Source organism: Pseudomonas sp. H9 (assembly GCF_004353925.1).
In the GTDB taxonomy this organism is placed as follows: domain Bacteria; phylum Pseudomonadota; class Gammaproteobacteria; order Pseudomonadales; family Pseudomonadaceae; genus Aquipseudomonas.
Genome location: NZ_SMOK01000021.1, coordinates 126,581 through 146,675 on the forward strand (window position 1 = coordinate 126,581; position 20,095 = coordinate 146,675).

Annotated in this window: 16 protein-coding genes; 9 read left to right on the forward strand and 7 right to left on the reverse strand. The window is 60.7% G+C overall.

What is annotated here, in order from left to right; translation table 11 throughout:
• The first annotated feature begins 16 nt into the window (after positions 1–16).
• The 4 genes from E1573_RS16735 (at position 17) to E1573_RS16750 (ending at position 7,334) form a co-directional block, all read left to right on the forward strand.
• Positions 17–1,168, forward strand: coding sequence for an efflux RND transporter periplasmic adaptor subunit (locus E1573_RS16735; protein ID WP_133215671.1), 1,152 nt, complete (start codon positions 17–19; stop codon positions 1,166–1,168).
• 3 nt (positions 1,169–1,171) lie between these two features.
• A complete protein-coding gene (locus E1573_RS16740) occupies positions 1,172–4,327 on the forward strand; it encodes an efflux RND transporter permease subunit (RefSeq protein WP_133215673.1) in 3,156 nt (1,051 codons plus the stop codon).
• Positions 4,324–5,778, forward strand: a complete 1,455-nt coding sequence (locus E1573_RS16745; RefSeq protein ID WP_133215674.1) for an AdeC/AdeK/OprM family multidrug efflux complex outer membrane factor — start codon at positions 4,324–4,326, stop codon at positions 5,776–5,778. The genes E1573_RS16740 and E1573_RS16745 overlap by 4 nt, the downstream gene beginning before the upstream one ends.
• A gap of 308 nt (positions 5,779–6,086) precedes the next feature.
• Positions 6,087–7,334 carry an OprD family porin gene (locus E1573_RS16750; RefSeq protein ID WP_133215675.1) on the forward strand — a complete coding sequence of 416 codons (1,248 nt, stop codon included), beginning with the start codon at positions 6,087–6,089 and terminating at the stop codon, positions 7,332–7,334.
• 87 nt (positions 7,335–7,421) lie between these two features.
• Here the strand turns inward: E1573_RS16750 and E1573_RS16755 are convergent, their stop codons facing one another.
• Positions 7,422–8,321: a TauD/TfdA family dioxygenase gene (locus tag E1573_RS16755; RefSeq protein ID WP_133215677.1), complete on the reverse strand. Its 900-nt coding sequence runs from the start codon at positions 8,319–8,321 to the stop codon at positions 7,422–7,424.
• A 182-nt stretch (positions 8,322–8,503) separates the two neighbouring features.
• Here E1573_RS16755 and E1573_RS16760 point away from each other — a divergent pair, with 182 nt between their 5' ends.
• Positions 8,504–9,430, forward strand: coding sequence for a LysR family transcriptional regulator (locus E1573_RS16760; protein ID WP_133215679.1), 927 nt, complete (start codon positions 8,504–8,506; stop codon positions 9,428–9,430).
• Here E1573_RS16760 and E1573_RS16765 read toward each other — a convergent pair.
• Positions 9,387–10,433, reverse strand: a complete 1,047-nt coding sequence (locus E1573_RS16765) for an ABC transporter substrate-binding protein (protein ID WP_133215681.1) — start codon at positions 10,431–10,433, stop codon at positions 9,387–9,389. The genes E1573_RS16760 and E1573_RS16765 overlap by 44 nt on opposite strands.
• A gap of 278 nt (positions 10,434–10,711) precedes the next feature.
• Between E1573_RS16765 and E1573_RS16770 the strand changes: the two genes are divergently transcribed.
• Genes E1573_RS16770 through E1573_RS16780 form a run of 3 tightly spaced genes read left to right on the forward strand, consistent with a single transcriptional unit; the run spans position 10,712 to position 14,739 of the window.
• Positions 10,712–12,307 (forward strand): ABC transporter permease, encoded by a 1,596-nt coding sequence (locus E1573_RS16770; protein WP_133215683.1) that lies wholly within the window; start codon positions 10,712–10,714, stop codon positions 12,305–12,307.
• Positions 12,304–13,128, forward strand: coding sequence for an ABC transporter ATP-binding protein (locus tag E1573_RS16775; protein ID WP_133215685.1), 825 nt, complete (start codon positions 12,304–12,306; stop codon positions 13,126–13,128). The genes E1573_RS16770 and E1573_RS16775 overlap by 4 nt, the downstream gene beginning before the upstream one ends.
• Before the next feature lie 9 nt (positions 13,129–13,137).
• Positions 13,138–14,739 carry an arylsulfatase gene (locus E1573_RS16780; RefSeq protein ID WP_133215687.1) on the forward strand — a complete coding sequence of 534 codons (1,602 nt, stop codon included), beginning with the start codon at positions 13,138–13,140 and terminating at the stop codon, positions 14,737–14,739.
• Here E1573_RS16780 and E1573_RS16785 read toward each other — a convergent pair.
• Positions 14,711–15,418, reverse strand: a complete 708-nt coding sequence (locus E1573_RS16785; RefSeq protein ID WP_133215689.1) for a Crp/Fnr family transcriptional regulator — start codon at positions 15,416–15,418, stop codon at positions 14,711–14,713. The genes E1573_RS16780 and E1573_RS16785 overlap by 29 nt on opposite strands.
• A gap of 90 nt (positions 15,419–15,508) precedes the next feature.
• Here E1573_RS16785 and E1573_RS16790 point away from each other — a divergent pair, with 90 nt between their 5' ends.
• Positions 15,509–16,033, forward strand: coding sequence for a DUF962 domain-containing protein (locus E1573_RS16790; protein WP_133215691.1), 525 nt, complete (start codon positions 15,509–15,511; stop codon positions 16,031–16,033).
• A gap of 84 nt (positions 16,034–16,117) precedes the next feature.
• On the opposite strand, the gene pcaC is transcribed toward E1573_RS16790, so the two are convergent.
• The 4 genes from pcaC to E1573_RS16810 are packed head-to-tail and all read right to left on the reverse strand — an operon-like array spanning position 16,118 to position 19,996.
• Positions 16,118–16,510, reverse strand: a complete 393-nt coding sequence (gene pcaC, locus E1573_RS16795; protein ID WP_133215693.1) for a 4-carboxymuconolactone decarboxylase — start codon at positions 16,508–16,510, stop codon at positions 16,118–16,120.
• A 10-nt stretch (positions 16,511–16,520) separates the two neighbouring features.
• Entirely contained in the window at positions 16,521–17,312 is a 792-nt protein-coding gene (pcaD, locus tag E1573_RS16800) for a 3-oxoadipate enol-lactonase (RefSeq protein ID WP_133215695.1), read from the reverse strand.
• An 11-nt stretch (positions 17,313–17,323) separates the two neighbouring features.
• Complete coding sequence (locus E1573_RS16805) at positions 17,324–18,688, reverse strand: 3-carboxy-cis,cis-muconate cycloisomerase (protein ID WP_133215697.1); 1,365 nt, start codon at positions 18,686–18,688, stop codon at positions 17,324–17,326.
• 18 nt (positions 18,689–18,706) lie between these two features.
• Positions 18,707–19,996, reverse strand: coding sequence for an MFS family transporter (locus E1573_RS16810; protein ID WP_133215699.1), 1,290 nt, complete (start codon positions 19,994–19,996; stop codon positions 18,707–18,709).
• Positions 19,997–20,095: the final 99 nt, after the last annotated feature.

Genomic DNA, 20,095 nt, shown 5'->3' on the forward strand with positions numbered 1-20,095 from the left:
CGACCCGAGGATCTTCATGCAATTCAAGCCCGCTGTTACCGCTCTGGTATCCGCCGTCGCCCTGGCAACACTGCTCAGCGGTTGTAAAAAGGAAGAGGCAGCGCCTGTTGCGCAAGCTCCTCAGGTCGGCGTCGTTACCCTGCAACCTCAGGCCTACACCCTGACTTCCGACCTGCCGGGCCGCACCACTGCCTACCGCATCGCCGAAGTTCGCCCACAGGTCAACGGCATCATTCTCAAGCGCCTGTTCAAAGAAGGCACCGAGGTCAAGGAAGGTCAGCAGCTGTACCAGATCGACCCGTCGGTGTACGAAGCGACGCTGGCCAGTGCCCAGGCCAACCTGCAATCGACCCGTTCGCTGTCTGAGCGCTACAAGCAGCTGGTTGCCGAACAAGCGGTCAGCCGTCAGGAATACGACGACGCGCAAGCCAAACGTTTGCAAGCTGAAGCCGCACTGCGCAGCGCCCAGATCGACCTGCGCTACACCAAGGTCCTGGCCCCGCTGAGCGGCCGTATCGGCCGTTCGTCGGTTACCGAAGGCGCTTTGGTCAACAATGGCCAAGCCGATGCCATGGCGGTCATTCAGCAACTGGACCCGATTTACGTTGACGTCACCCAGTCCTCGGCCGAGCTGCTCAAGCTGCGCCGTGAACTGGAAAGCGGCCAACTGCAGAAAGTCGGCGACAACGCCGCCAAAGTGACCCTGACCCTCGAAGACGGCAGCACCTACCGCCAGGAAGGTCGCCTGGAGTTCTCCGAAGTGTCGGTTGACCCTACCACTGGCTCCGTCACCCTGCGCGCCGTGTTCCCTAACCCTGAGCACAACCTGCTGCCAGGGATGTTCGTCCACGCGCGCCTGAAAGCCGGGGTTAACGCCGAGGCCATCCTCGCGCCACAGCAAGGCGTTACCCGTGACCTCAAGGGCCAGCCGACTGCGCTGGTGGTCAACAAGGAAAACAAAGTCGAGCTGCGTCAGCTCAAGGCCAGCCGTACCGTCGGCAGTGAATGGCTGATCGAAGAAGGCCTGAACGCCGGTGATCGTGTCATCACCGAAGGCCTGCAGTTCGTCAAGCCAGGCATCGAGGTCAAGGTCAGCGAAGCCACCAACGTCAAGCCTGCTCAGCAAACCCAGGCCAATGCACAGACTGCAGGGGCCAAAGGGGAGTAAACCATGTCGAGATTTTTTATCGATCGCCCGATTTTTGCTTGGGTGATCGCCTTGGTGATCATGTTGGTCGGCGCTTTGTCGATCCTCAAGTTGCCAATCAACCAGTACCCGAGCATTGCACCACCGGCCATCGCCATCGCCGTGACCTACCCGGGCGCCTCGGCGCAAACCGTGCAGGACACCGTGGTCCAGGTGATCGAGCAGCAGCTCAACGGTATCGACAACTTGCGTTATGTCTCGTCGGAAAGTAACTCCGACGGCACCATGACCATCACCGCGACCTTCGAGCAGGGAACCAACCCCGATACCGCGCAGGTCCAGGTGCAGAACAAGCTGAACCTGGCAACCCCGCTGCTGCCGCAAGAAGTACAGCAGCAAGGTATCCGGGTAACCAAGGCAGTGAAAAACTTCCTGTTGGTAATCGGTTTGGTGTCTGAAGACGGCAGCATGACCAAGGACGACCTGGCCAACTACATCGTCTCCAACATGCAGGACCCGATTTCGCGTACCGCTGGCGTCGGTGACTTCCAGGTCTTCGGTGCTCAGTACGCGATGCGCATCTGGCTTGATCCGGCCAAGCTGAACAAGTTCCAGCTGACGCCGATTGACGTACGTACCGCTGTGGCGGCGCAGAACGTTCAGATTTCGTCCGGCCAACTCGGTGGCCTGCCTGCCCTGCCCGGCCAGCAACTGAACGCCACCATCATCGGCAAGACCCGCTTGCAGACGGCTGAGCAGTTCGAAAAGATTCTGCTGAAAGTAAACCGTGATGGCTCCCAGGTCCGCCTGAAAGACGTCGCCACGGTTGCCCTGGGCGGTGAAAACTATGCGGTCAGCGCCCAGTTCAACGGCAAGCCGGCTTCGGGCCTGGCGGTCAAGCTGGCCACCGGCGCCAACGCTCTGGACACTGCCAAAGCACTGCGCAAGACCATCGCCGAACTGGAACCGTTCTTCCCGGAAGGCATGAAGGCGGTATTCCCGTATGACACCACCCCGGTAGTAACCGAATCGATCAGTGGGGTAATCCACACCCTGATCGAGGCGATCGTGCTCGTGTTCCTGGTGATGTACCTGTTCCTGCAGAACTTCCGCGCCACGATCATTACCACCATGACGGTTCCGGTGGTACTGCTGGGTACCTTCGGCATCCTTGCCGCTGCAGGCTTCAGTATCAACACCCTGACCATGTTCGGTATGGTGTTGGCCATCGGCTTGCTGGTGGACGATGCCATCGTTGTGGTGGAAAACGTTGAACGGGTAATGTCCGAAGAGGGCCTGTCACCCAAAGAAGCGACCAAGAAGTCCATGGGCCAGATCCAGGGCGCACTGGTCGGTATCGCCATGGTGCTCTCGGCGGTTCTGCTGCCAATGGCATTCTTCGGTGGCTCCACCGGGGTGATCTACAAACAGTTCTCGATCACCATCGTCTCGGCCATGGCGCTGTCGGTCGTGGTGGCGCTGATCTTCACCCCGGCACTGTGTGCGACCATGCTCAAGCCGATTACCAAGGGTGAGCATCACGTTGCCAAACGCGGCTTCTTCGGCTGGTTCAACCGCAACTTCGACCGCAGCGTACAAAGCTACGAGCGCGGCGTAGGCAACATCCTGCGCCACAAAGCACCGTACCTGCTGGCTTACGTGTTGATCATGGTCGGCATGGTCTGGCTGTTCATGCGTATCCCTACGGCGTTCCTGCCTGAAGAAGACCAGGGCGTACTGTTCGCTCAGGTACAAACCCCCGCCGGCTCCACGGCCGAACGGACTCAGGTAGTGATCGACGAGATGCGCAGCTACCTGTTGGAGAAAGAGTCCGATACCGTGGCCTCGGTGTTCACCGTAAACGGCTTTAACTTCGCCGGTCGCGGCCAGAGCTCGGGTATGGCCTTCATCATGCTCAAGCCGTGGGAAGAGCGTTCTGCCGAGAACAACGTGTTCAACCTGGCCGCGCGTGCCCAGCAGCACTTCTTCAGTTTCCGCGACGCGATGGTGTTCGCCTTTGCCCCGCCTGCGGTACTGGAGCTGGGTAACGCCACCGGTTTCGACGTGTTCCTGCAAGACCGTGCTGGCGTCGGTCACGACAAGCTGATGGAAGCCCGTAACCAGTTCCTCGGTATGGCTGCGCAGAGCAAGATTCTGTCGGCAGTACGTCCGAACGGCCTGAACGATGAACCGCAGTACCAACTGACCGTCGACGACGAACGCGCCAGTGCCTTGGGCGTGACCATTGCCGACATCAACAACACCCTGTCGATTGCCCTGGGTGCCAGCTACGTCAACGACTTCATCGACCGCGGTCGGGTCAAGAAGGTGTACATCCAGGGTGAATCCGCTTCGCGCATGAACCCGGAAGACCTGCAGAAGTGGTACGTGCGCAACAGTGTCGGTGAAATGGTACCGTTCTCCTCCTTCGCCACCGGCGAGTGGATCTACGGTGCACCGAAGCTGTCGCGTTACAACGGTGTCGAAGCAATGGAAATTCTCGGTGCGCCAGCCCCTGGCTACAGTACCGGTGAGGCCATGCTCGAGGTCGAGCGGATTGCCGCCCAACTGCCGAAGGGTATCGGTTACTCCTGGACCGGTCTGTCGTACGAGGAACGCCTGTCGGGCTCCCAGGCGCCAGCGCTGTATGCCCTGTCGCTGCTGATGGTATTCCTGTGTCTGGCGGCGCTGTATGAAAGCTGGTCGATCCCGATTGCCGTAATGCTCGTAGTCCCCCTGGGGATCATCGGTGCGCTGCTGGCAACCAGCCTGCGCGGTCTGTCCAACGACGTGTACTTCCAGGTCGGTTTGTTGACTACCATCGGTCTGGCGGCGAAGAACGCGATTCTTATCGTCGAATTTGCCAAAGAACTGCACGAGCAAGGCCGTAGCCTGATCGATGCAGCGATTGAAGCGTGCCGGATGCGTCTGCGCCCGATCATCATGACCTCGCTGGCGTTCATCCTCGGCGTGGTACCGTTGGCTACCTCCACCGGTGCAGGCTCGGGCAGCCAGCACGCGATTGGTACCGGGGTAATTGGCGGCATGTTGACGGCCACCGTATTGGCCATCTTCTGGGTACCGTTGTTCTTCGTTAGCGTGTCGTCGTGGTTCAGTAGCAAAAAGACTGAAGAAGAAGACGCCACCCCTGAAACTCCACGCACTGAGGCCGGGCAATGAGTAAGTCCCTGTTGTCCCTGGCGGTCACCGCTTTCATTCTTGGCGGCTGTTCGCTGATCCCTGATTACCAGACCCCGGAATCGCCGGTGGCTGCGCAGTGGCCGCAAGGCCCTGCCTATTCGCCGACCGAGTCGGCGGATGTGGCCGCTGCCGAACAGGGCTGGCGTCAGTTTTTCCATGACCCGGCGCTGCAGCAGCTGATCCAGACTTCGCTGCTCAACAACCGTGACCTCAAGGTTGCGGCGTTGAACATCGATGCCTACCGGGCGCAGTACCGCATTCAGCGTGCTGACCTGTTCCCGGCGGTCAGCGCCGATGGCAGCGGCAGCCGTCAACGCCTGCCGGCCAACATGTCGCAAACCGGTGAAGCGGGTATCAGCAGCACCTACTCAGCCACCCTCGGGGTCAGCGCCTACGAACTCGACCTGTTCGGTCGAGTGCGCAGCCTCACCGAGCAACAACTGGAAATCTACCTGTCCAGTGAAGAAGCCCGGCGTTCGACCCAGATTGCTCTGGTCGCCAGCGTCGCCAACGCCTACTTCACCTGGCAGGCCGACCAGGACCTGCTCAAGCTGACCGAAGACACGCTGAAAACCTACGAGCAGAGCTACGCGCTGACCTTGCGCAGCAATGAGGTCGGTGTGGCTTCTGCCCTGGACCTGAGCCAGGCACGCACGTCGGTTGAAGGCGCGCGGGTCAAATTGGCCCAGTATCAGCGCCTGGTGGCTCAGGACCTGAACAGCCTGGCCGTGTTGCTCGGCACCGGTGTGCCGGCCAACCTACCTGAGGGCAAAGACCTGAACAGCGACCTGTTGGCCGAAGTGCCAGCGGGTCTGCCGTCGGATCTGCTGCAACGCCGGCCTGACATCCAGGAAGCCGAGCACCTGCTCAAGGCCGCCAATGCCAACATTGGTGCCGCCCGCGCAGCGTTCTTCCCGAGCATCAGCCTGACCGCCAATGCCGGCACCATCAGCCCGGACATGAGCGGGTTGTTCAACGGTGGTTCGGGCACCTGGTTGTTCCAGCCACAGATCAGCCTGCCGATCTTCAACGCCGGTGCCCTGCGTGCCAGCCTCGACTACTCGAAGATCCAGAAAGACATCAACGTTGCCAAGTACGAGAAAGCCATCCAGGTCGCCTTCCAGGAAGTCTCCGATGGCCTCGCCGCGCGCCAGACCTTCAACGATCAGTTGAAAGCGCAGCGTGATCTGGTTTCGGCCAACGAGGACTACTACCGCTTGGCCGAGCGTCGTTACCGGATCGGTGTCGACAGCAACCTGACCTTCCTCGACGCCCAGCGTCAGTTGTTCAACAGCCAGCAGGCGTTGATCACTGATCGCCTGTCGCAGCTGGTCAGCGAGGTCAACCTGTACAAGGCTCTCGGTGGTGGCTGGTACGAGCAGACCGGTCAGGCCCAGCAGCAAGCCTCGGTGGATGCAGCGAAGAGCTGAAGCTGATGTGAAGTTGAAAAGCCCACCCTTGCGGTGGGTTTTTTTATGCATCGCGGGCAAGCCCGCTCCCACCGGTTATCTCAACATTCGGTGGGAGCGGGCTTGCCCCGCGAAATAAATTAACCGTTCAGTTAACGTTCGATTACCGCCCAGAACCGCCTGTAACGAATTGATTCACCCCCACCTGCCACCGCACCATCCCTTCGCAGCTTTAGCAAAGCACACCCCCAAAGACTGATGCCCGGCCTGTGACCTCTGACTGTCACAGCGGATGGCTTCGGCTTGAATAAAAACAAGAGACACACAAGATGACCACACCCGCACGCCACCTGTTTTCCGGCCTGTTGGCCATGACCTGCACCCTACCGGCCCTGGCGGCCGAAGGCGGCTTTGCCGAAGATGCCAAGGTCAATCTCAACTTGCGCAACTTCTACATCAACCGCAACTTCGTCGACCCGGCCAACCCGCAAGGCAAGGCTGAGGAGTGGACCCAGAGTTTCATCCTCGATGCCCGCTCAGGCTTCACCCAAGGCGTGGTCGGCTTTGGCGTTGATGTGCTGGGGCTGTACGCAGTCAAGCTCGATGGGGGTAAGGGCACCGCCGGTACTCACCTGTTGCCGGTGCATGATGACGGCCGCCCCGCTGATGATTTCGGCCGCCTAGGTGTGGCATTGAAAGCCAAGGTGTCGAACACTGAATTGAAAGTGGGCGAATGGATGCCAGTGCTGCCGATCTTACGCTCAGACGATGGGCGATCGCTGCCGCAAACCTTCCGCGGCGGCCAAATCACCTCACAGGAAATCACCGGCCTGACCCTGTACGCGGGCCAGTTCCGCGCCAACAGCCCACGCAACGACGCGAGCATGGACGACATGTCGATGAACGGTAAAGCGGCGTTCACCTCCGACCGTTTCAACTTTGCCGGAGGCGAATACAGCTTTAACGAGAAACGTACCCTGATCGGCCTGTGGAACGCTGAGCTCAAGGATATCTACAGCCAGCAATACCTCAACCTGGTGCACAGCCAGCCCGTGGGTGACTGGACGCTAGGGGCGAACCTGGGCTATTTCATCGGCAAGGAAGACGGCGCAGAACGGGCCGGTGAGCTGGACAACCGCACCGCATCGGCACTGCTTTCGGCGCGCCATGGCAGCAGCACCTTCTATGTCGGCTTGCAAAAGGTCAGCGGCGACGATGGTTGGATGCGGGTCAATGGCACCAGTGGCGGCACCCTGGCCAACGACAGTTACAACTCAAGCTTCGACAACGCCAAAGAACGCTCATGGCAACTGCGTCATGACTTCAACTTTGCCGGTGTCGGTGTCCCCGGCCTGACCCTGATGAACCGCTACATCAGTGGTGACAACGTGCACACTGCCACTGTCAGCGATGGCAAAGAGTGGGCAAGAGAAACAGAACTGGCTTACGTCATCCAGTCCGGAAGCCTGAAAAACCTGTCGTTCAAATGGCGCAACTCGACCATGCGTCGTGACTACAGCACCAATGCTTTCGATGAGAACCGCCTGATCATCAGTTACCCGATCAGCATTCTCTGAATCCTTAACCTGTAGGAGCGGGCTTGCCCCGCGATTGCAGTCTGCCAGGCATACCGCAATCGCGGGGCAAGCCCGCTCCTACCAGGGTTAGGCGCCGCGGGTGGTGCGGCTGCGTTGTCCGAGTACGCCCACTGGTACATCACCTTGCAGCGTCACCCGGCGCACCACTCGGTTCTGAGTGCCATAGTCATCCACGGCATAGTGTTGCGTGGCGCGGTTGTCCCAGATCGCCACATCACCCGCCTGCCAGCGCCAGCGCACGGTGTTCTCCAGCCGCGTGACATGGCTCTGCAGCAGGTTGAACAGGTGGGTGGAATCAAACTGCGAGTAGCCTTTCAAGCGCTTGACGAAGTGGCCGAGCAGCAGGTTTTTCTCGCCGCTGACCGGATGGACACGCACCACCGGATGCTCGGTTTCATACACCGTTGAGGTAAAGATTCGACGGTAGCTCTCCTGCTGTTCTGCGGTGACATTAGGCTTGGCCCCGGCATAGTCGTATTCGTTGCTATGCACGGCCCAGAGCTGATCCGCCAAGGCCTGCAATTCCGCAGGAAGATCCTGGTAAGCCGTTGCGGTATTCGCCCAGACGGTATCACCACCCGACTGCGGCGCCACCACCGAGCGCAGGATCGAAGCCTTGGGATAGGCATCGACGAAGGTCACGTCGGTGTGCCAGGAGTTGGCCCGCCGTTCGCTGTCGAGCTCCAGGAGAAAGCGCGTACCTTCGCGCACCGGCACCGTCGGGTGGGCAATCGGCTCACCGAGCAAGTGGGCGAACGCTTCCTGGCCTTGATCGTCCAACTGGTGCTGAGCGCGGAAAAAGATCACTTTGTGCTCAACCAGTGCGGCCTGAATGGCCTCGATCACTGCCGGTTCAAGATCGGCGCTCAACTGCACGCCACGAATCTCGGCACCGATGCGTCCGGCGACCGGGTGGATGTCCAGCACGTGGCTGACGGGTGCTACGGCGTGTGCGGCATTGCTCATGGTACGACCCTCATCTGGCTGCTCTCGGAAAAATGCCAATGCAGCACTTGCGCTATTAATATGCAAATAAGCTCTAACAAATATTCAAGTGCTTCATTGACGGAATAAGAGCTTGCATTTAAAACCTGAGCCTTCGTGGCGGCAAATACCTTCGCCGTATTTTTGGAATGCCGGGAAAGCATATGGATCTTCGCCAACTGCGTTACTTCATCGCCCTCACCGAACACCGCAGTTTTGTACGTGCAGCGGACGCCATGGGCATCACTCAACCCGCCTTCAGCCGTAGCATTCAGGGCCTGGAACAGGAGTTTGGCTGCGTGTTGATTGACCGTGGCAACAAGGACCTGCGCCCAACTCCTGAAGGCCAGGTGGTGCTGCAGCACGCCCTGCGTCTGGTTCAGGGCGCTGCCCAGTTGAGCTGTGAGGTACTGCAGATGACCAAGCTCGATGCCGGTGAGCTGCACTTCGGTTGTGGGCCGGCACCCGCCGTGCAATTGGTGCCACAAGCGCTGGCGCGGTTTCTCAAGGCGCATCCCAATGTGCGCACCCGCCTTGAGGTGGACAGCTGGGAGAAACTCAGCCGGGCCTTGAGCCGTGAGGAGATTGAGTTCTTCATCGCCGATGTGCGGCAGTTCGAGGCCGACCCGAACTTCCAGACCCTACCCTTGAGCCCGCGCCGTGGCCTGTTTTTCTGCCGCCCTGGGCATCCGCTACTGGCCAAGGACAGCCTGTCGACCAACGACATGTTCGATTACCCGCTGGCCACCACGCTGATCCCGCCTGGGGTGCGCAAACTGCTGGCGAACCTCAGTGGCAAAACTGACTTCACCCCGCAGCTGCTGACTGAACACTTACCCACCTTGCTGCGCCTGGTACTCGACAGCGATGCCATTGGCATCGGCACCGAAGAGGGGTTTGCCAAAGAGATCCAGCAGGGCCACCTGATACGCCTGCACTGGCGCAACCTGCCGGCCCACCTCGACAGCCTCAATGCCCGCTGCGGCATCGTCAGCCGCAGCGGTTATCGCCTGTCGCCGGCAGCACGGGAGATGATCGATACGCTGATCAGCCTCGACCAGCAGCCTGTGCCACAGGCGCTGGCTGGCTGAGCTGTGGCGCCAGCCACTGGCTGACCTTGAACGGTTTACGGATCAGCCGCTGTTCGGCGGCCAGGTCTACCGAAGCCTGCAGTTGATCGAGGAAGGGCTGGTCGAGACTTGAGCGGAAGGTCTGTTCAAGGCTTTCACCCTGCAGGTCTTGCTGCAGGATCACTGGCGGGTAACTGGCCAAATCAGACACCAGTTGGATGTAGGCCTCCTTGTTGTTCTCATCGCTGAGCCACTGCACCGCTTGCTGCTGAGCCGCCAGCAGGCGCTGCACCAGCTCGGGATGGGCATCGACAAAAGAACCGGCACCGACCAGCACGGCCTGAATGCTGCCCGCACCACCAAGATCACGGGTGTTCAACGGCAACTCGGCCAGGCCACGTGCCTGCAGTGCCGTCAGCCCGGAAAGCCCCCAGGTGGCATCGATCTGTCTGGCTGCCAGGGCCGCGATGGAGGCATTGAAGTCGAGGTTGATGACTTTGAAATCCTTCTCACTCAAGCCCTGGCTGGCCAATGCGGCATCGAACGACAACTGGCTGGCGGTACCGCGGAAGATCGCCACGCGCTTGCCCTTGAGGTCGTGTAACGACTTGATGCCGCTGCCCGGCGCGACACCCAGATAGTGCTTGATACCGCGACCGGTGGCGGCCAGCAAGCGCGTGTCCACACCATTGGCCTTACCGATGATTGCCGCCAGATCGCCCAGGTAGGCGAAATCAACCTGACCATTGGCAAAGGCTTCGTTGATCACCGGCCCCGCGCCTTTGAAGTAATTCCACTGAATCTTGATGCCGTCGGCAGCGAAGGCTTTCTCCAGCAGCTGTTGGTTGCGCAATACATCACTGACACCGCCACCGGAGTTTTTTGACCCGGCACTCAGGTCAGGTACGGCAATACGGATTTCCCGGACCGGGTTGGCCTCGGCCAGCGGTGGTAGCCAACCGACCACAGCGGCCAGGGCGGGGGCAGCAAACAAGCTGAAAACACGGTTGATCGACAGGTTCATGGCGGGCGACTCCTTGTAGTGATGACGCCACGCTAACCACAAGCTCAACCGACGAATAAATACTATTGGATTACATTTTAATAACCCAAAAGAATAAACAAGCAATAACGGGGCTTGCGCAGCCCATGCCTCAGGCGCACAAAAAATATGCACGCAATGCATTGGATGCCGCATCAATGGCCTGCTTTAAATGCTCTCTCTTATCACCTATTCGAATTTATTTTTAAAAAAATATACCCGAAAGAAATATAGAAATAGCCAATCCACGGAGGTCCGCCATGGCCCAAGCTTCACTTTCCAGCCTGCCTCTGTCCGCGTCCACCGCTCGCCTGTGGACGGCAGGGAAACGCTCTCAAGCCCATCTGTTGGGCTGGTATCTGCCCCTGGCACTTGCGCTGCTGTGGTGGCTGGCCAGCCATCAACAATGGATGAGCGAACAAATCCTGCCAGCGCCAAGCCTGGTATGGCAAAGCGCACTGGAACTGGCCCAAGGCGAACTCTGGACACATCTAGCCATCAGCCTGCAACGCTTGCTAGTCGGGCTGCTGGTTGCTGTCAGCAGCGGCGCCCTGCTCGGTGCTTGGTTAGGCTTCAGCCGCCGTGCTGAACGCCTGATTTTGCCGACTTTCAATGCCCTGGCGCAGATCCCGACCCTGGCCTGGGTGCCGTTGTTTATGGTGCTGTTCGGTATTGGCGAGCTGCTCAAGCTGGTGGTGCTGGTCAAAGCCATCATCGTTCCGGTCACCCTGCACACACTGGTTGGCGTGCGTGACGCCCAGCCTCGCCTGCGAGAAGCAGCCAACGTACTCAAGCTGCCCCGCCGCCTGCTAATCAGCAAACTGATCCTGCCCGCCGCCCTGCCCGCCTTTCTAGCCGGCGTACGCCTGGCCTTGGCCACGGGCTGGTCATCATTGCTGGCGGTTGAGTTGCTCGCTTCCAGTGAAGGTATCGGCTACCTGATGGTCTGGGCCCGGCAATTGTTCATGCTCGATATTGTCTTCGTCTGCATTGCCGTCATCGGTCTGCTCGGCTTCGCCATGGACCGCGGCTTGGGCTTATTGGAACGGCGTCTTGTGCACTGGCCACACCCGCCCGGCGCTGAGCTGCGCGTGCAGCGCTTGCAGGGGTTTGAGCGCTTACAAGCGTTACTGCTGCCCCTGGTGTTACTGGTGGCCTGGCAACTGGCCAACCAGTTGCAATGGATCGACGCCAATATTCTGGTGGCGCCCGTGCAGGTCCTGAGCACCACTTGGAACGGTTTGCTCGACGGTTCACTGACCACAGCGCTGGCGATCAGTGTCGGTCGCGCCCTGGCGGGTTTGCTGCTGGGCGGCGGCCTGGGCTTCGCGTTGGGCCTGTGGTTGGGGTTGTCTCGACCTGCCGAGCGCGTACTCGGGCCAACGCTGGCCGGCTTGCGGCAAATCGCAATCTTCGCCTGGGTACCGCTGCTTACCGCCTGGTTTGGCCTGGGAGAGCTGGCCAAGTGGGTGTTTGTCGGCCTGGCAGCGTTCTTTGCCCTGTTCATCGCTACCCAACGCAGCGTGGCCAACCGTTCACCCCAGTTGGATGAAGCCGCACGGGTCTTGCACCTGAACTTGCGCCAACGCTTGTTGCGCCTGGTACTGCCCGGCGCAGCACCAGGCATCTTCGCCGGCCTGCGGATAGGGCTGATCTACGCCTGGCTGGGCACCATCGGGGCCGAGTACTTCATGCCCTCCGGCGGTGGCATCGGCAGCCTGATGATTGGTGCCCAGCAGCTGCTACGCATGGACCTGATCATGGCCGGCATGCTCCTGGTCGGCCTCACCGGAGCGCTGCTCGGCGCGCTTGGACAACACATCGAATCACGCGCCACGCGCTGGAGAACCGCATGAATGCCATCACCCAACCTTTGCTTAGCTTCAACCACGTCGGCAAGCACTTCGCCGTGGCCGGAGGGCAACTGGAAGCCATTCGCGACTTCAACCTGCAGATCGCCGAAGGTGAGTTCGTTGCCATTGTTGGCGCCAGCGGCTGCGGAAAGTCCACGTTGCTGCGTTTGCTGATCGGCCTGGACCACGATTTTCAGGGGCAAATCCTCATCGACGGGCACGCTGTGTCCGGCATCGGCGATGAACGCGGCATGGTGTTCCAGGAACACCGCTTGTTCCCCTGGCTGACCGTGCAGGAAAACATCGCCCTGGGCCTGGTCAATCAGCCCCTGGCTGAAAACGCCCGAGCCCAGCGGGTCGCCGAGTACATCGCCCTGGTTGGCCTGCAGGACTTCAGTCAGGCCTACCCGCATCAATTGTCTGGTGGCATGGCCCAACGCGTGGCGATTGCCCGCGGGCTGGTGGCCAGCCCACGCATCCTGCTGCTCGACGAGCCCTTCGGTGCCCTCGATGCCTTGACCCGCCAACAGATGCAGGAAGAGCTGCTGGCGATCCGCGAGCGCGCCCGCATTACCACCTTGCTGGTCACCCACGATGTTGAAGAAGCGCTGTTCCTGGCAGACCGGGTAGTGGTGCTGGAGCCGCGCCCCGGACGCATCAAGCGCATCAACTCGGTCGACCTGCCGCACCCGCGCCAGCGTTCCAGCCATGAATTCCATCGCCTGCGTGAATCCCTGCTGCACGACCTCACTGCCGACGACCGCTACCTGCCACCAGCACCGGTACAGATCAACAACCTCCCGCTGTCCTACCTTGCCTATTGAGAACCGAACATGAGCCAACGCCCCAACTTTCTGGTCATCGTTGCCGATGACCTGGGATTCTCCGACCTCGGTGCCTTCGGCGGTGAAATCGCCACCCCCAACCTCGACGCCCTGGCCACGGCCGGTCTGCGCCTGACCGACTTTCACACCGCGCCGACCTGCTCGCCGACCCGTTCCATGTTGCTCACTGGTACCGACCACCATATCGCCGGCATCGGCACCATGGCCGAGGCCTTGACCCCGGAGCTGATCGGCAAGCCTGGCTACGAGGGTTACCTCAACGACCGCGTGGTCGCCCTGCCCGAGCTGCTGCGCGAGGCCGGTTACCAAACCTTGATGAGCGGCAAGTGGCACCTGGGCCTGAAAGCGGAGCTGGCGCCACATGCCCGTGGCTTCGAGCGCTCCTTTGCACTGTTGCCAGGCGCGGCCAATCACTACGGCTTCGAGCCGACCTACGACGATCAGACCCCACGCCTGCTCAAGTCCACGCCTGCGCTGTATATCGAAGACCAAACCTTCGTCGAGCAATTGCCAGAAGGTTTCTACTCCTCCGATGCCTTTGGCGACAAACTGCTGCAGTACCTGAAAGAGCGCGACCAAAGCCGCCCATTCTTCGCCTACCTGCCCTTCTCGGCCCCGCACTGGCCTCTGCAGGCACCGGCTGAGGTGGTCGCACGCTACAAGGGCCGTTACGACGCCGGGCCGGAGGTGCTGCGCCAAGAGCGCCTGGAGAAACTGCGTCAGCTCGGCCTGATCAAAAGCGAAACCCGCGCCCACCCGGTCGACAACCACTGGGAAAGCCTCACCGAAGAGCAGCGTCAACGCTCGGCACGCTCTATGGAAGTCTACGCGGCGATGGTTGAGCGCATGGACTGGAACATCGGCCGGGTCTTGGATTACCTGCGCAATCAGGGCCAACTGGACAACACATTGGTGCTGTTCATGTCCGACAACGGCGCCGAAGGCGCGTTGCTGGAAGCCTTCCCCAAGTTCGGCCCGCACCTGGCCAGTTACCTGGACCAGCATTACGACAACAGCCTGGAAAACATTGGCCGGGCCAACTCCTATGTCTGGTACGGCCCGCAATGGGCACAAGCCGCCACCGCACCGTCGCGGTTGTTCAAGGCCTTCACCAGCGAAGGCGGCATTCGCGTACCGGCGCTGCTGCACTACCCGGCCCTGGCGCGCCAGGGGCAGATCAGCCACCAGTTCAGTACAGTGATGGACATCACCCCGACATTGCTCGACCTGGCCGGCGTCCGTCATCCGGGCACCCGCTGGCGCGGGCGGGAGGTCGCGGCCCTGCGTGGCAAGTCGTGGCTGGGTTACCTGTCGGGCGAAACCGAACAGGTGCATGACGACAACACCGTCACCGGCTGGGAGTTGTTTGGCCGCCGGGCCATTCGCCAGGGCCAGTGGAAAGCGGTGTACATCCCAGGCCCCGTTGGCCCAGCCACCTGGCAACTGTACGACCTGGCCAACGATCCGGGCGAAATCGATGACCTGGCCCAGACGCAACCGGTCAGGCTCCAGGCGTTGTTGGGCGAATGGCAGAAGTATGTCGAGGAAACCGGGGTAATTCTCAGCGAATCACCGTTCCAGCCGGACTAGCCACAGCCTGCAGGCGGGCGAGGTCGAGGATTTCGATCTCGCCATAGCCCAGGCGCAGCGCCCCTTCCTGTTGCAGCGACTTCAGGATCTGGTTGGTGGTCTGCCGCGACAGTGACAACATCAGCGCCAGTTGCTCCTGCGACAGCTGCAACACGCGTCGGTTGTCGTCCACTTCACCGTAACCCGCAGCGATCAACAGCAAACGATGGGCAACCCGCGGCGCGGCAGCCAACAGGCTCTGCTGCTCCAGCGCGACGAACACCCAGCGCAATTTCTGGCTCATCAACAAGGCAATGTCACGCCAATGCTGCGGCTGTTGCGTCAACAATGCCAGCAGCGCCGCCTGCGGTATCCACAACAGGCTTACCGGCCCTTCCGCTTGGGCATCGTGGGTACGCGGCTGACCATCGAACAGGCTGATTTCACCGAACCAGTGCGGGGCTTCCACCAACGTCAGCAGGGCTTCTTTGCCCTCACTGCTGACCGCTCCGACACGCATGCTGCCCGCCAGCACCGCATACAACCCACAAGGCGCATCGCCACGCTGGAACAACAGCTGCCCTGACGCCAGCTCACGCCGTTTGGCCAAGCCCATCAGGCTATGCTGAAGGGACAAAGGCAGATGCTTGAACCAATGGCCCTGCAGTAGGGTTTCGCGCCAGACGGGATCAATATTCATAACGCCTCGAAGGTCAACTCTGTCGCCTAGCCGACAGACAGCCGGAACGGCTGCAGGGCATGCTCAAGCCACCCTACAGGAGGAACAATAATGAAAAACCTCGTCGAGCACCTCAGTCAATACGCGGCCTACCACCGTGACCCACGCAACATCGCTACCCACTTCGTTGGCATCCCGATGATTGTGGTCGCGGTAACGGTGCTGCTGTCACGGCCCGGCACAGCGCTGGCCGGTATGTGGCTGTCACCCGCTTTACTGGTGGCGCTGTGGTCGGCTTGGTTCTACCTGCGTCTGGACCGTCAGTTTGGTCTGATCATGGCATTGCTACTGGGCTTGTGCCTGTGGGCTGGTCAAGTCTTGGCGATGCAGAGCACTCTGGTCTGGCTGGGTGCGGGGCTGGGGTTGTTTGTGATTGGCTGGGTGATTCAGTTTGTCGGCCATCACTATGAAGGGCGCAAACCAGCGTTTATCGATGACCTGAGCGGGTTGATCGTCGGGCCGTTGTTCGTGGTGGCAGAATTGGGTTTTCTGCTGGGGATGCGGCCGGAACTGAAGCAGGCCATTGAGCGCAATGCCGGACCGGTGGCGGTCAGGCAGAAGAAGGCAGCGGTTTGAACGATTGAATTGATCGCGGGGCAAGCCCGCTCCCACTGTGGATCACATAATCTTTGTGGGAGCGGGCTTGCCCCGCGACAGGGCTTAACCCCGAGACTCAACCCCCAACTCATCCCACACTGACTCTGCCAGGTGGAAGGTGGCATTGGCCGCCGGAATGCCGCAGTAGATCGCGCTCTGCATCAGCACTTCTTTGATCTCCTCACGGGTCACGCCATTGTTGGCCGCAGCGCGCAAGTGCAGCTTGAGCTCTTCGTTGCGGTTCATGCCGATCAGCATGGCGATGGTGATCAGGCTTCGGGTGTGCCGTGGCAGGCCCGGGCGAGTCCAGATGTCACCCCAGGCATGACGGGTAATCATTTCCTGGAACTCGCTGTTGAACTCGGTCAGGTTAGTCAGGCTGCGGTCGACATGGGCATCACCAAGCACCGCACGACGCACCTTCATGCCTTCTTCGTAACGCTCTTTCTCGTCCACCAGATGCTCCTCAGCGGGCCAGCAAAAAGTCGATCACGCGGCGGCTGAACGGCTCGCCCACTTCGACGTTGGACAAGTGCGCGGCATGGAACTCAGCGTACTCGGCGCCTTGCACATTTTCCTGAATGAACAGGCCACCCGAAGGTGGCGTAACCGCATCGTGACTGCCGGAAATGACCAGCAACGGTGCTTTGATTTCGCCCAGTTGGTCACGGAAATCCGCGTCGCGCACAGCACCGCAGTTAGCGGCGTAACCTTGCGGCGAAGTGGCGGCCAGCATGTCGGTGATACGCTTGGCCTGATCGGGGTTGCTCGAAGAATAAGCCGGGGTGAACCAGCGTTCGATCGAAGCATCGCGCAGGCCGACCATCGCGTCTTTGCCGTCACGCAAGACCATTTCGATCCGTGGGTTCCAGGTGTCCGGAGAACCGATCTTGGCGGCGGTGTTGCAGACGATCAGACGGTTGATCCGCCCGCCCGCATTGATACCGAGCCACTGGCCAATCAGGCCGCCCATGGACAGGCCACAGAAATGCGCGCGTTCGATGTTCAGCGCGTCCAGCAGCGCCAGCACATCGCGGCCCAGTTGTTCGATGCTGTAAGGCCCCTCGGTTACCAGCGAGCCACCATGACCACGGGTGTCGTAGCGCAGCACGCGAAAATGCGCGGTCAGGGCCGGGACCTGGCTGTCCCACATGTGCAGGTCTGTGCCCAGGGAGTTGGACAACACCAGCACCGGGGCGCCTTCCGGACCTTCGAGTTGATAGTTAAGTGCGCCATCGGCGAGTTGTACCTGTGCCACTGCGGCCTCCTTCAGGCATTGAAACGATGATGTTCGGCCAGTGCTCGTTCGACCCAGACACGGGCCTGACCGAGGTAATGAGCCGGGTCCAGCAGACGGTCGAGTTCGTCCGAGGACAGTTCTGCGCTCACCTGCGGATCGTCACCCAGCACGGCACGCAAGTGGCGTTGCTCGGCCACAGCACGCTTGCAGCAGGTTTCCAGCAGGTGATGCGCGGTGTCACGGCCCAGGCGCTGGGCGAGAACGATACTGACCGCCTCCGCCAGCACCAGGCCTTGAGTCAGGTCGAGGTTCGCGCGCGCCCGCGTGGCATCGACTTGCATGCCATCAGCAATGATCTGTGCCTGACGCAACGCACCGGAAACCAGGCAGCAGATCTCCGGCAGGGTTTCCCACTCGGCATGCCACAGGCCCAGGCTACGCTCGTGCTCTTGCGGCATGGCGCTGAGCAAGGTCGAGACCAACCCCGGAACCCGCGTCGCGGCGCCGATCAACACCGCCGCGCCCACCGGATTGCGCTTGTGCGGCATGGTTGAAGAGCCGCCTTTACCGGGCGCCGCAGGTTCGAACACCTCGGCCGCTTCGGTTTGCATCAACAAGCTGATGTCGCGCCCCATCTTGCCCAGGGTGCCTGCCAGCAGGCCGAGCACCGACGCGAACTCCACCAAGCGGTCGCGCTGGGTGTGCCACGGTTGCTCCGGCAGTTGCAGCTGCAATTGTGCCGCCAGGGCCTGGGCCACCGGCAACGCTTGGTCCCCCAAGGCCGCGAGGGTTCCCGAGGCGCCACCGAACTGCAAAGTGAGTAAGCGCGGCTTGAGTTCTTGCAAGCGCTGACGGTGACGGGTCAAGGCGCCCAGCCAGCCAGCGATTTTCATGCCCAGGGTTACCGGGGTTGCATGTTGTAGCCAGGTGCGCCCGGCCAGCGGGGTGTCAGCATGCGCTTGAGCCTGACGGGCTAACGCGTCGGCAAGCCCTTGCAGATCAAGTTCAATCAGGCTCAAAGCCTCGCGCAATTGCAAGACCAGACCAGTGTCCATGGCATCCTGACTGGTAGCGCCCAGGTGCACATAGCGTTCGGCCTCAGGCACGCCACTGGCAATCACCCGGCCCAACGCCTTGACCAGCGGAATCGCCGAGTTACCGGCAATGCCGATGGCCTCGGCCAGCGCGGCAAAGTCGTAACGTTCGGCTTGGCAGGCCGCTTCGATCGGCGCCACCGCCACTTGAGGAATCACCCCGACGGCCGCTTCAGCGCGCGCCAGGGCCGCTTCGAAATCCAGCATGCCCTGCACCCGACCACGGTCGGAAAACACCTCACGCATTGCGGGCGCGGTGAAGTAGGCATCGAACAGCTGATTGCCTGGTCGCGGGTTCATCTACACATCCTTAACAAGTCAATGATCGTGGTGCAGGTAAGCCGCCTGTTTCGGCAGTCGCAGGCTGAACAGGAAGGCGATGGCCATCATGGCGGTAACGTACCAGTAAAAGGTGTTCTCCATGCCCATCGACTTTAGCCCCAATGCCACATACTCAGCCGAACCACCGAACATGGCATTGGCCACCGCATAAGCCAGGCCGACCCCCAGCGCGCGGACTTGCGGCGGGAACATCTCGGCTTTGACCAGGCCACTGATCGAGGTATAGAAACTGACGATACACAGCGCCAGCGTGATCAGCACGAAGGCCAGGAACGGACTGGTGACGGTCTTCAGCGCCATCAGAATCGGCACGGTGAACACAGTCCCCAAGGCACCGAACAGCAACATCGAATTGCGTCGGCCAATACGGTCGGACAGCATGCCGAAGAACGGCTGCATGCACATGTACAGGAACAGCGCGCCGGTCATGATGAAACTGGCGGTCTTGGCACTCATGCCGGCGGTGTTCACCAGGTACTTCTGCATGTAGGTGGTGAAGGTGTAGAAAATCAGCGAGCCACCTGCGGTGTAGCCCAGCACGGTGATGAAGGCTGCCGTGTGATGACGGAACAGCCCGGCAATACTCCCGGCCTCTTTATCGTTACGGGTTTCAGCGCTGCTGGTTTCTTCCAGCGAGCGGCGCAGGAACAACGAAATCACCGCCGCCACGGCGCCAACCACGAATGGAATCCGCCAGCCCCAGGCGCGCAGTTCGTCTTCGCTGAGCACTTGCTGAAGGATCACCACCACCAGCACCGCCAGCAGTTGCCCGCCAATCAGGGTCACATACTGGAACGAGGCAAAAAAGCCGCGCTGGCCACGCAGCGCGACTTCACTCATGTAGGTAGCCGTGGTGCCGTACTCGCCACCCACCGACAAGCCCTGGAACAATCGCGCCAGCAGCAACAACGCGGGCGCCCAGGCACCAATCGAGTTGTAGGTAGGCAGGCAGGCGATGACCAGGGAGCCTGCGCACATCATCAGCACCGAGATCATCATGGAATTCTTGCGGCCATGTCGGTCGGCCACGCGGCCAAACAGCCAGCCACCGATAGGTCGCATCAAAAAGCCAGCCGCGAACACCCCTGCGGTATTAAGCAGTTGCACCGTGGGATCGTCAGAAGGGAAAAAGGCCGGAGCGAAATAGATGGCACAGAAGGCGTAGACGTAGAAGTCGAACCATTCCACCAAGTTGCCCGAAGAGGCCCCGACGATGGCGAAGATGCGCTTACTGCGTTCCTCACCGGTGTAATAGGCTGTTGTCATTACAGTTCACTCCTAGAGGGTTACTGAAGTCTAGACACAATCAGTAACATCTCGTTCCGCAGAACAATCATCCCGAGCGAACAGCCCTGCGTGGGGGCC

Bases quoted from the DNA above. Each gene is read 5' to 3' on its own strand.
- E1573_RS16760 (WP_133215679.1), top strand. From the start codon at position 8,504: ATGGATCTTCGCCAACTGCGTTACTTCATCGCCCTCACCGAACACCGC.
- E1573_RS16790 (WP_133215691.1), top strand. From the start codon at position 15,509: ATGAAAAACCTCGTCGAGCACCTCAGTCAATACGCGGCCTACCACCGT.
- E1573_RS16775 (WP_133215685.1), top strand. From the start codon at position 12,304: ATGAATGCCATCACCCAACCTTTGCTTAGCTTCAACCACGTCGGCAAG.
- E1573_RS16765 (WP_133215681.1), bottom strand. From the start codon at position 10,433: ATGAACCTGTCGATCAACCGTGTTTTCAGCTTGTTTGCTGCCCCCGCC.
- E1573_RS16785 (WP_133215689.1), bottom strand. From the start codon at position 15,418: ATGAATATTGATCCCGTCTGGCGCGAAACCCTACTGCAGGGCCATTGG.
- E1573_RS16780 (WP_133215687.1), top strand. From the start codon at position 13,138: ATGAGCCAACGCCCCAACTTTCTGGTCATCGTTGCCGATGACCTGGGA.
- E1573_RS16740 (WP_133215673.1), top strand. From the start codon at position 1,172: ATGTCGAGATTTTTTATCGATCGCCCGATTTTTGCTTGGGTGATCGCC.
- E1573_RS16735 (WP_133215671.1), top strand. From the start codon at position 17: ATGCAATTCAAGCCCGCTGTTACCGCTCTGGTATCCGCCGTCGCCCTG.
- E1573_RS16810 (WP_133215699.1), bottom strand. From the start codon at position 19,996: ATGACAACAGCCTATTACACCGGTGAGGAACGCAGTAAGCGCATCTTC.
- E1573_RS16755 (WP_133215677.1), bottom strand. From the start codon at position 8,321: ATGAGCAATGCCGCACACGCCGTAGCACCCGTCAGCCACGTGCTGGAC.
- E1573_RS16745 (WP_133215674.1), top strand. From the start codon at position 4,324: ATGAGTAAGTCCCTGTTGTCCCTGGCGGTCACCGCTTTCATTCTTGGC.
- E1573_RS16770 (WP_133215683.1), top strand. From the start codon at position 10,712: ATGGCCCAAGCTTCACTTTCCAGCCTGCCTCTGTCCGCGTCCACCGCT.
- E1573_RS16805 (WP_133215697.1), bottom strand. From the start codon at position 18,688: ATGAACCCGCGACCAGGCAATCAGCTGTTCGATGCCTACTTCACCGCG.
- E1573_RS16750 (WP_133215675.1), top strand. From the start codon at position 6,087: ATGACCACACCCGCACGCCACCTGTTTTCCGGCCTGTTGGCCATGACC.